9 protein-coding genes are annotated in these 12,155 nt (G+C 39.5%); 3 read left to right on the forward strand and 6 right to left on the reverse strand.

Features of this window, described 5'->3' with window-relative positions; translation table 11 throughout:
* Window positions 1-123: 123 nt before the first annotated feature.
* Window positions 124-789, forward strand: coding sequence for a DedA family protein (locus tag AC2IP4_RS20130; protein WP_375320497.1), 666 nt, complete (start codon window positions 124-126; stop codon window positions 787-789).
* A gap of 86 nt (window positions 790-875) precedes the next feature.
* Here the strand turns inward: AC2IP4_RS20130 and gnd are convergent, their stop codons facing one another.
* The 6 genes from gnd to lolC all read right to left on the reverse strand — a co-directional run bounded on the left by gnd (window position 876) and on the right by lolC (window position 7,903).
* Window positions 876-2,324, reverse strand: a complete 1,449-nt coding sequence (gene gnd / locus AC2IP4_RS20135; RefSeq protein ID WP_375320496.1) for a decarboxylating NADP(+)-dependent phosphogluconate dehydrogenase — start codon at window positions 2,322-2,324, stop codon at window positions 876-878.
* 33 nt (window positions 2,325-2,357) lie between these two features.
* Window positions 2,358-3,080, reverse strand: a complete 723-nt coding sequence (gene pgl, locus AC2IP4_RS20140; protein WP_375320495.1) for a 6-phosphogluconolactonase — start codon at window positions 3,078-3,080, stop codon at window positions 2,358-2,360.
* Window positions 3,077-4,579: a glucose-6-phosphate dehydrogenase gene (gene zwf / locus AC2IP4_RS20145; protein WP_105056077.1), complete on the reverse strand. Its 1,503-nt coding sequence runs from the start codon at window positions 4,577-4,579 to the stop codon at window positions 3,077-3,079. The genes pgl and zwf overlap by 4 nt, the downstream gene beginning before the upstream one ends.
* A 162-nt stretch (window positions 4,580-4,741) precedes the next feature.
* A complete protein-coding gene (gene lolE, locus AC2IP4_RS20150) occupies window positions 4,742-5,986 on the reverse strand; it encodes a lipoprotein-releasing ABC transporter permease subunit LolE (RefSeq protein WP_375320494.1) in 1,245 nt (414 codons plus the stop codon).
* Window positions 5,986-6,702 carry a lipoprotein-releasing ABC transporter ATP-binding protein LolD gene (gene lolD / locus AC2IP4_RS20155; RefSeq protein ID WP_486307554.1) on the reverse strand — a complete coding sequence of 239 codons (717 nt, stop codon included), beginning with the start codon at window positions 6,700-6,702 and terminating at the stop codon, window positions 5,986-5,988. The genes lolE and lolD overlap by 1 nt, the downstream gene beginning before the upstream one ends.
* Entirely contained in the window at window positions 6,695-7,903 is a 1,209-nt protein-coding gene (gene lolC / locus AC2IP4_RS20160; RefSeq protein ID WP_122033529.1) for a lipoprotein-releasing ABC transporter permease subunit LolC, read from the reverse strand. The genes lolD and lolC overlap by 8 nt, the downstream gene beginning before the upstream one ends.
* A 171-nt stretch (window positions 7,904-8,074) precedes the next feature.
* On the opposite strand from lolC, the gene AC2IP4_RS20165 reads away from it, so the two are divergent.
* Both AC2IP4_RS20165 and mfd read left to right on the forward strand, forming a co-directional pair.
* Window positions 8,075-8,644, forward strand: coding sequence for a PilZ domain-containing protein (locus AC2IP4_RS20165; RefSeq protein WP_130045833.1), 570 nt, complete (start codon window positions 8,075-8,077; stop codon window positions 8,642-8,644).
* A 15-nt stretch (window positions 8,645-8,659) separates the two neighbouring features.
* Entirely contained in the window at window positions 8,660-12,115 is a 3,456-nt protein-coding gene (gene mfd, locus AC2IP4_RS20170) for a transcription-repair coupling factor (protein WP_375320491.1), read from the forward strand.
* Window positions 12,116-12,155: the final 40 nt, after the last annotated feature.

Here is a 12,155-nt window from a genome sequence, read left to right on the forward strand (position 1 = left end):
AAATACTTAATATGAACTTTTTATGACAGTGATTTTTTATAGTGACTTTACCAACCACTTACCTTACTCTCGATCATTCTTATTCAACAAGTTAACTACTTGAATTTCGTCTGGAGAATGACGATGTTTGATTCATTTATTTCGATTTTAACGGCTCTTTGGCAACAAGATTTTACTATTTTACAAAATCCAAACAGTGCAGCGATGATTTACTTCTGTCTAATCTTATTTATTTGGCTAGAAAGTGCCTTTATCCCTGCAGCACCACTTCCTTGCGACAGTGTTGTTATCCTTTCTGGTTCTTTAGCTGCCGCTAATGTGATTAGCTATCCGGTGATTGCTGCAGGCCTCATTATGGCAGCTGCTATTGGTAGCCAATTAGCATTTATTCAAGGACGCTGGCTACATAAATTTCCAACCATTCAAAAATGGATTAATGCAGTACCACCACATAGACTGCAAACTGTCGATTCTTTACTTGCTAAGCATGGCCTTATTGCTTTGTTTGTTGCTCGATTTATTCCTGTTGTTCGTCCCCTCTTACCATTAATGATGGGACTAAGAATGCAAAAAGCGGCTCGCTTTCATTACTTTGCTTGGATGAGTGCCATTATTTGGATTTTATTGCTTACTGGTTTTGGTTACTCTCTTTCTTTTTTACCTGAAAAACTGTCTAAATACATTACGATGGCTTTAATGGCAGCTCCCGTAATTACCTTAGCTATCGCATTAGGTAGTTTTGTTAGTGGCTATTGCTTAAAGAGATATAGACGTAAAAAATTGTATTAAAATCTACCTTTATATAGATAAGTAAAACAAGCCCTTAACTCATTATAAGTTAAGGGCTTTTAAATTAGTAATTAGGTAAATTTAACTTACGAATTGTAAGTGGTAGACGAAACATCGCCACCTTTTCCTGTCCAATTAGTATGGAAAAACTCTCCTCTTGGTTTATCTAAACGTTCATACGTATGAGCACCAAAATAATCACGCTGAGCTTGTAAAAGGTTCGCAGGTAAACGAGCCGTTGTATAACCATCTAGGAATGTTAACGCTGAGGTCATACAAGGCATTGGGATACCTACTTCCATCGATTTAGCTGCAACTTTACGCCATGCAGATAAACAATCTTCTAAAATCCCTTTAAAGTAACCATCTGAACCTAAGAATGATAATTCAGAGTCGATATCATAAGCATCACGAATATTGCCTAAGAATGCAGAACGAATAATACAACCACCACGCCACATAAGCGCTACGTTACCATAATTCAAATCCCAACCATTTTCATTTGACGCTTCACGCATCAACATAAAACCTTGTGCATACGAAATGATTTTTGAAGCAAGTAATGCTTGTCGTAATGCGTCAATCCACGCTTTCTTATTGCCTTCAACAGGGACGATTGTTTTATTAAATAATTGCTCTGCTTCTACCCGTTGATCTTTAAGTGCTGATAAACAACGAGAGAATACAGACTCTGTAATTAAAGTTAATGGTATGCCCATATCAAGCGCGTTGATACCCGTCCATTTACCTGTGCCTTTTTGTCCTGCTGTATCCAGAATTTTCTCAACTAATGGATCACCATCAGTATCTTTATAACCAAGAATATCTGCAGTAATCTCAACCAAGTAGCTATTTAGTTCCGTTTCATTCCAATCCATAAAGACAGATTGCATCTCATCATGCGTCATGCCTAAGCCATCTTTCATGAACTGATATGCTTCTGTAATTAATTGCATGTCACCATATTCGATGCCGTTATGCACCATTTTCACAAAATGGCCAGCACCGTCGTTACCAACCCAATCACAACAAGGTTCATTACTCTCTGTTTTTGCAGAGATAGCTTGGAAGATTGGTTTTACAAATGGCCACGCTTCTGGTGAACCGCCAGGCATGATTGAAGGACCAAAACGCGCACCTTCTTCACCACCAGAAACACCAGTACCGATAAAGTGAATGCCTTTCTCACGAAGAGCAGCAACACGACGGTTAGTGTCTGGGAAATTCGTGTTACCACCATCTATAATGATATCGCCTTTATCTAAAAGCGGGACAAGCTTGTCGATAAAGGCATCAACAACATCACCAGCACGAACCATTAACATAATTTTACGAGGAGTTTCTAGCTTCTCGACTAACTCTTCTAAAGAATAAGCCCCTACAATATTAGTTCCTTTTGCTGGACCCTCTAAAAATTCATCTACTTTTGCAGCCGTTCGGTTATGAGCAACGACGTTAAAACCATGGTCGTTCATATTTAAGATAAGGTTTTGGCCCATTACTGCTAAGCCGATTACACCGATATCACCTTTCATATATTTCTCCAAAATTTGTCTTGTGCAAGCACTCTATTTATTAATGATTTGCGCTGCTGCATCTAAATCTAAAAACCACTCAGTTTGACCCATTGTTGATTGGATCTTTGCTGCCGGATATGACAACTGCTCTGCTGGTGTTGTACTAATCTCGTGTACGATGTCTGCCTTGCCTTTTCCTAGAACTAAATAGCTAATACGTTTTGCGGCTTGCAATACTTTGGTTGTTTTTGAAACTCGACGCTGACCTGATTCTGGATGAATAGCAACAAGGCTAAGATTTGAATCACTATAGTCGATAACGTTTGGAAACAAAGAGGCCGTATGTCCATCAGCACCAACACCTAGTAAAATCCAGTCAAATACTGGAATACCGCCTTGTTGGGGAATAACATCACGCATTTCTTGTGCAAAACGAACCGCTTCTTTTTCTGGATCATTTTCACCTTGAATTCGGTGAATATTGTCTTCTGGGATTGTAATATGTGAAAACAACAACTCATTTGCTTCCCCATAATTACTTTCAGCATCATCAGGGGCTACACAACGTTCATCCCCCCACCAAAAATGGAGATTCTTCCATTGAATACTCTTCGCGTAAGGCTCTGATGCTAATAATGAAAACAGCATCTTAGGCGTACTGCCACCAGAGAGTGATACATGTACTGGTTTGCCTTTTTTACTTAACGCTTTTAATTCATCAGCAAGGCTAATCACAACTTGTTCTGGTGTTTGAAATATTTGATGATTTATCATAATTCACAATAATCCGTATCAGTTAAGTTTTTACAAGGAAAACGCCATGCTCTATTGTCTCGTTCTAACAATTGATCGGCTTCTTTGGGTCCCCACGTTCCACAGGCGTAGCCAAATAGTGATTGAGGGTCTTGTTTAAAATCTAGTATCGGTTGCACAAACTTCCAACATGCATTCACCGCATCACTACGAGCAAAGAGTGTTGCATCACCGTTTAACGCATCTAAGAGTAATCTTTCGTATGCGGTTAACATGGTAGTTTCAGTTAACGACTGATAATGAAAATCCATTGATACGTCTTTCACTTTAAAACCAGAACCAGGCTCTTTTAAGCCAAAACGCATTTGTATCCCTTCATCAGGTTGAATACGGATCACTAATTTATTTTCTGGTGCATTTGCAGCAAACGCTGGGTGTGGCGTTTTCTTAAAATGAACAACGACCTCAGTCACGCGAGTTGGAAGACGCTTACCAGTACGAACATAAAAAGGAACCCCATTCCAACGCCAATTATTGATGAACATTTTCAAACCGACATAAGTTTCTGTTCGAGAATCATCAGCAACGCCATGTTCATCACGGTAACTTGGCAAAAACTTACCTCTTACTTCAGATTCAGTATATTGACCTAATACGAGATTATTTCTTAAATCATCTTCTGAAATAGGCTGTAAACTTTGCAATACTTTTGCTATTTCATCACGCATCGCATCCGCATTAATCGCTGATGGAGATTCCATACCAACCATCGCAAGTACTTGCAATAAATGATTTTGGAACATATCACGCATAGCACCAGAGCCATCGTAATACCCACCACGCTCTTCTACACCAAGAAACTCTGACCCCGTAATCTCTACATATTCAATGAAATTACGATTCCACAGCGGCTCAAACATGACATTAGAAAATCGTAAAACCAATAAATTTTGAACCGTTTCTTTACCTAAATAGTGATCTATGCGGTAGATCTGGTGCTCTTCAAAATGCTGATGAATTTCTTTACCTAAGCTCAGTGCTGATGCCAGATCATAACCAAATGGTTTCTCTATAATTAGACGCTTCCAACCATTTGACTCATCACTTAAACCATGAGCTGCCAAACATGATGGAATAACACCGTAAAGACTTGGTGGAGTCGCTAAATAGAAAAGTGTATTTTGTTGTTCAAGTTTATATTTTTCAGCTAAAAAATCTAACTTTAATACTAACTGAGCGTAATCTTGAACTTCTGAAGTATTTAACGCTTGATAGTGCAGATGCTCACAAAACTTAGCTAATGTGTCAGGATCCGTCTTCTCCATCTCTTGCAGAGAGTTCTTCATTTTTTCTCGATACGACTCATCATCATATTGAGTTCGGCTAACGCCTAAAATAGAGAAAGAATCAGAAAGTTGATTGCTAGCGTATAAATGATATAGAGCGGGAATAAGCTTTCGATAAGTTAAATCACCAGAAGCCCCAAAAATTACAATGGTATTGTTGTCCGATATTGTCATTATTTTTCTATCCGGTAGACATCAAAGTATTTATCTATGATAGAAACAATAACGTAATTTTACTAATCAGTTTTAGTTATTATATTGATAGGCAAAACCTAACAAATACAAAAAAGGCCTCTAATCGTTTTAGAGACCTTTTATTCAAACAATGCTTATTCTCTACTTAGAACTCAATACCGTAGCTGGATGTAATCGACTTGCTCGTCTAGCTGGGTACCATGTTGCAATAGCACTGAGAACAATTGCAGTTCCTGTTACGATAGCAACATCACTCCACACCAATTCTGATGGTAAAAAATCAACGAAATAGATATCACCAGATAAAAACTGGTGCCCTATTAATGATTCTAATCCTTTAATCATAGGTGTTAAATTTAAAGCAACAAAGGAGCCGAGTGCCGAACCCGCTAAGCTGCCTGTCACGCCAGAGAAGATCCCTTGGCAAACAAAAATACGTTTAATTAACCCATCATTCGCCCCCATGGTTCTTAATATAGCAATGTCTCCAGAACGATCTTTTACTGCCATCATTAAGGTAGACACAATATTAAAGCAAGCGACACCAATCACTAAAACCATTACGAGATACATAATTGAGCGAACTAATTGAATGTCTCGATATAAATAACCATACTTTTGAATCCAACTGCGTAAATACACGTACTCGGTAAGTGTTCCACCTACCTCACGAACGATATTTTGAGCATCAAGGACCTTGCTAACCTTCAATGACACGCCAGTGACACTGTCACCTAAATTAATGTATTGCTGTGCGTCTTTTAAAGGAATAATCGCTAACCCGTGGTCGACTTGCCCACCTAACGAAAGTAAGCCTACAACTTGCAGACGTTGTCGTTTTGGTGAACGGAGTTGCTTACTTGCATTTTCATCAGGGATCAACGCAGTGATCCAATCACCAACCTTAACATTTAAGGTATCAGCAACGCCTTTACCTAAAATGACGCTTTGTTTATTCGCTTCAAATTTATCCCAAGCATCTTTATCAATAAATTGAGGCAACTTAGACACTGAAGCTTCTAATAAAGGTTCAACACCTCTGACTTCAACCGCTTTTAGCTTACTGCCTCTTTCTAATAAAGCAGTAAAGCGAACATAAGGTGCTGCACCTATCACTTTTGGATGCTCTTTCGCTTGGCTCATCATAGTTTGCCAATCATCAATTGGTCTTTTAACCCCTTCAAGTTCAGCATGGGGAATAACAGATAACACACGATTTTGCAGTTCGCGCTCAAAGCCATTCATTGCTGAAAGACCTATAATGATAACGGCAACACCGATAGCAATACCCAATGTCGATGAGATCGAAATAAACGATACCATTTTATTACGCTGCTTTGCTCGTGCAAAACGCCCACCAATAAAAAGAGAAAGCGGTGAAAACATTACGCCTCCTGCTCTTGATTGCTATTTGAACGAACAGTTTCAGTAATAAAGCGGCCATCTTGCATGCTTAGTTGTTTATCTAATTTAGCCGCCAATTCATTATCGTGTGTGACCACTAAGAATGCAGTACCTGACTCTTGATTCAGTTCGCGCATTAAATTGTAAATATCTAATGCGGTTTTATGATCCAAGTTACCTGTTGGTTCATCAGCAAGCACTAAAGCAGGTTTATTCACTAACGCACGAGCAATCGCCACACGCTGGCGCTCGCCACCTGACAGTTCTGAAGGACGATGTTCAATACGATGAGCTAAACCTACTTTCTCAAGTAATTCTGTTGCACGTAGTGCCGCTTCTTTCTTATGAACACCACCAATTAACAACGGCATCGCCACATTCTCTAACGCGCTAAAGTCAGACAGAAGGTGATGAAATTGATACACAAATCCAATATGTTGATTACGGATTTTTGCTTGCTTATTCGCACTCAATTTTGTCAGTTCATTTTGTTGAAAATGTACCGTTCCTGCTGTTGGCTCATCAAGTGCGCCAAGAATATGCAGTAATGTACTTTTACCAGAACCAGATGAACCAACAATGGCAACTAATTCACTTTCATTAATTTGAAAATCAACCCCTTTAAGCACTTCAGTTTCCATTGTGCCTTCTTGGTAAACCTTGCGAATACCCTGACAAATTAATAATGGATTACTCATATCTTAATGCCTCTGCTGGTTGTACGACTGCCGCTCGATAAGATGGGAATACGGTCGCTAATAAACTTAATAAAATTGCTAGAATAATGACTACGCACACTTGTAATGGTTCAACCTGTGCAGGTAAAGATCCACCAACAGTAAATAACGATAATCCAAGTGTAGAAAGAATAACATTAATATTACTAGCAAATAATGCACCTAACGTACCACCAACAATGGCTCCAATAACGCCACTGCTTGCCCCCTGAACCATAAAGATAGAGAGTACTTGGTTACTCGTCATGCCCTGTGTTTTTAGTATCGCAACTTCAGCTTGTTTTTCCATTACCACCATAATCAGTGCGGAAATGATATTAAACGCCGCAATAGCGACAATAAGACCAAGCATTAAGCCCATCATGTTTTTTTCCATTTTTACTGCTTGGAATAACTCTCCGCGTTGATCGCGCCAATCACTCCACGTCATATTTTTTTCTAACGGTAATTTAGCTAACTCTGTCACTTGAAATGGGTCTTCAAAGAATAAGCGCCATCCTGTAATATTACCTTTTTTCAATTTCATCAAACGAGCGGTATCTTGAATGTTCGCAACCATTAATTGGCCATCAACATCAGATCCCGTATTAAATACACCGACAACTTTAAAGTTACGTTGACTTGGAATACGCCCTAGTGGAGTGTATTGGCTTGCATTCGTTACCATAATACGTACGGTGTCACCATAACGAACGCTTAACTCTCGCGCTAATTTTGAACCAAGGAAAATACCGTATTCTCCGGCTTTAAGTTGACGCACATTGCCTGAAATTAATTCATAAGCAATAGGGTCATATTCATTAGGATCAATACCAACAAGCATACCCGCGCTCAACCCTTTTGCGCTTTGAATAATCGCTTCACCACGAACCACAGGCGTGACTTGAGTAACATGAGGCAAACTTGCTACGTAATTACGATCGTCTTCTAAAGGGGTTAACTGACCTTCGATAGTCGATACTACCGCTTGAGGTAGTACACCAAGGATCCTATCTTTTAATTGGGCTTCAAACCCATTCATCACAGACAATACCGTCACTAAGGACAGTACCCCAATAGTGATCCCCGCAGTAGACATGTAAGAGATAAAACGACTGAATCTATCGCCAGAGCGTCCTCTTAAATATCGTAACCCTATAAATACTGATACTGGATGAAACATAAATTCTCTCAATCATGCTTTTTGAAGCTATAATAATGAATACAGTCTATCACGTAAAATACTGGTATTTATTCCTTTTTTTGCTCTTTTGTTCATCATTGTTACCGATTAAACACTTGCTGATATCCAGTGACTTCGCCATAATCAAGAAATAATAATAGAGGGACGTTTATGTCACATAATGAATACTTTTCGGTTCACTACGATTTAACCATCAATGTTGAACCTCTGTCGAACGATGCTGCACTACCAAACATGGAAACGTTTGAACGTGAAATACCTGCGCCATTTCGAGTTGCTCAAGAATGCAGCTCACTTGATGATGTTTCTGAGAATGAGCTTTCTTTTCTAAAGTTAGATGATGGCAAACGCCTTGCTAATTATTTAAACAATCAAAATCAAAAACTGAATCTACTACTGTCTTATTTGTTAATTCAACAAGACGATGAAGCTTATCGCCAAAAAACCGTAAGCTTTGGAGCGAGTAAATTTACTTTCGAAAGCAAAAACGCACTGAATATAGATCAAAAAGCCAAAGTAAAACTTTTTCTTGAGCATCCACCAGCAGCAATTTACTGTTATGCTAAAGTAACTCAATGCACAGAAACAGAAACTGGCTACCTCATTGAAATGGCTTACGACCTACTTCGTGATATCGACCAAGATTTATTAATCAAAGCCGCACTCTTTCAACAACAGAAAGTGCTTAAACTTCGAGCTCAAGAACGCAACTTAACCTAATAACTGAATATCCTGATGCCTATAAAAAACTTACTGTCATTACCGTTACCAACCAAAGCCAATGATACACGCTCAATTGGTAATCTTACGGGCTCTTCTCTAGCGCTTGCGATTGCAGAGATTGAGCAACAACACACTGGCCCTGTCGTGGTTGCGGTTACTGAACCGCAGTTGGCATTTCGTTTACAAAATGAAATCAACCAATTTAGCCAACGTTCAGTAGAGGTTTTTCCTGATTGGGAAACCCTTCCTTACGACAGCTTTTCTCCGCATCAGGACATTATTTCTGACCGTTTATCGCGCCTATATCATTTGCCTCAGCAAAAAGATGGGACGCTAATTGTTCCTGTTAGTACCTTATTACAACGTCAATCACCGCAATCTTTCCTACACAAACACGCATTAGTCGTAAAGGTAGGTGATCGCCTATCGTTTGATAAGCTAAAATTGCAGCTAGAGAAATCCGGTTACTTACACGTTGACCAAGTCATGAGTCATGGTGAATATGCTAGCCGTGGTTCTATTCTTGATTTATTCCCAATGGGTAATGCGCACCCTTACCGTATTGATTTTTTCGATGATGAAATTGACACCATTCGTCAGTTTGATCCTGAAAACCAACGTACGATTGAAGAAGTAAAATCTATAAACCTGCTTCCTGCTCATGAATTCCCAAGCGATGATGTCGCGATAGAAGATTTCCGTATTCGCTGGCGTCAACGCTTTGATGCTCGCCGTGAGCCAGAGTCTGTTTATCAACAAATCAGTAAAGGCGCTTGGCCTGCAGGTATTGAGTACTGGCAACCACTGTTTTTTGATGAAACCGAAACGTTGTTCGACTACCTACCAGATAACACATTACTGGTTACTATTGGTGATATAGAAAAATCAGCCAATGATTTCTTGGCCGATGCCGAGTACCGTTACGATCAACGTCGAGTGGACCCACTTCGTCCGCTGTTGCCGGTAAATGAACTTTGGTTAAATACCTCTGATATGTTTGGCTTATTCAAACAATATCCGCGTGTAAAACTGGCAAAAGAGCCTGAGATTGAAAAAGCTGGCCGTTTTAATCCTGATTTACTAGAACTGCCAGAAATTGCAATTCAGCATCAAAATAAAGAACCATTTGCTCAATTTCGTCAATTCTATGAGAAATTCAGTGGTCAGGTTATTTTCTCTGTTGAATCTGAAGGTCGTCGTGAAGCCCTTCTTGAATTATTAGCACGTATTAAATTAAAACCTGCCATTTGTGATTCAATGAAAGACGCCGTTGGCCATAAAAATAAAGCCACGTTAGTGATTGGCTCGGCTGAACACGGCTTTATTCTTCAAAACCCATGCGTTGCTTTTATTTGTGAAAGTGACTTATTAGGTGAGCGAGTAATTCAACGTCGCCGTCGTGGTGATAACAAATCAATAAACAGCAATACACTGATCCGTAATCTCGCTGAATTAAAAATTGGTCAGCCAGTGGTTCACATTGATCACGGTATTGGCCGTTACATGGGACTTCAAACGTTAGACGTTGGTGATATGCCAGCGGAATATATGATGTTGGAATACCTCAATGAAACCAAACTGTATGTTCCTGTTTCATCATTAAATCTGATCAGTCGATATTCAGCAGGAGCCGATGAAACTGCCCCTATCAGCAAACTGGGCAGTGATACGTGGAGCAAAGCACGTCGTAAAGCAGCAGAAAAAGTACGTGATGTCGCAGCAGAGTTACTGGATGTTTATGCTAAACGAGCAATTAAACCGGGCTTTGCTTTTAAACAAGATCGTGATGCTTATGCTGATTTTAGATCAAGCTTCCCGTTTGAAGAAACGCATGACCAAGAAATCGCCATTAACGATGTGCTATCCGATATGTGCCAAGCTAAAGCGATGGATCGTCTCGTTTGTGGTGATGTGGGTTTTGGTAAGACAGAAGTTGCCATGCGCGCAGCATTCTTAGCAACACACAACGAAAAACAAGTGGCAGTATTAGTTCCAACCACCCTACTTGCTCAGCAGCATTTTGAGAACTTCCGAGATCGTTTTGCTAACTTCCCAATTCGAGTGGAAGTGTTGTCTCGCTTTAAATCAGCCAAAGAGCAAAAAGAAATATTAGCTGCCACTGCGGAAGGCAAAGTGGATATCTTAATCGGTACTCACAAATTACTGCAAGACAGTATCAAGTTTGAAGATCTTGGTTTACTAATTGTGGATGAAGAGCACCGTTTTGGTGTCCGTCAAAAAGAAAAAGTAAAAGCGATGCGTTCAGACGTAGATATTCTAACGCTAACCGCAACGCCAATTCCAAGAACCTTGAATATGGCAATGAGTGGCATGCGCGATTTATCAATCATCGCAACACCACCGGCTCGTCGATTGGCGATTAAAACCTTTGTACGTGAAAAAGCGGATGATGTGATCAAAGAAGCGATTCTGCGTGAAATCAAACGTGGTGGCCAAGTATATGTTCTCCACAATAACGTAGAAACTATTCAACACGCCGCAGAAGAGATTGAAAAACTGATCCCAGAAGCTCGAGTTACCTTAGCTCATGGTCAAATGCGTGAGCGCGAACTAGAACGTATTATGGGTGACTTTTATCATCAGCGTTTCAATGTTCTTGTTTGTACAACCATTATTGAAACAGGTATTGATGTTCCAACAGCAAATACCATCATTATGGACCGTGCCGATAAATTAGGTTTAGCACAACTTCATCAATTACGTGGTCGTGTCGGTCGTTCGCATCACCAAGCGTATGCCTACCTATTAACACCTCATCCTAAAGCATTAAGTAAAGATGCCATCAAACGTTTAGATGCTATCGCATCATTGGAAGATTTGGGCGCAGGTTTTACACTAGCTACGCACGATTTAGAAATCCGTGGAGCAGGTGAATTATTAGGTGATGGTCAAAGTGGTCAAATTCAATCTGTTGGTTTTACCCTTTATATGGAAATGCTAGAGCAAGCAGTTGAAGCCTTAAAAGAAGGTAAAGAGCCATCGTTAGATGATTTATTGCGTGAACAAACAGAAGTAGAGCTTCGCTTACCTGCATTAATTCCTGAAGATTACATTCCAGATGTAAATACACGACTGTCTTTATATAAACGAATTGCAAGTGTGGTAAGTAATAGTGAGCTTGATGAACTCAAAGTAGAAATCATTGACCGCTTTGGCTCATTACCAGAAGCAACTCAAACATTATTAGTCAGCTCTGAAGTGAAAATGCTTGCAGCATCATTAAAAGTGAAAAAATTAGAAGCCCATGGCAATGGTGGTTATATTGAATTTGAACCTACTGCTGACATAAACCCTATGTTCCTTGTGTCATTATTGCAAAAAGATCCGACAGGTTTTGCTCTGGATGGACCAACTAAGATTAAATTTATAAAAGACTTAACAGAGAGACAAGTGCGAATTAAATACGTAATAGACTTGCTCAATTTGTTTTACGAAAATAGAATCTAACTATTAGATTGATAATAATATAAAATATTAAGCCTCACCT

It is taken from the genome of Aliivibrio thorii, assembly GCF_057368585.1.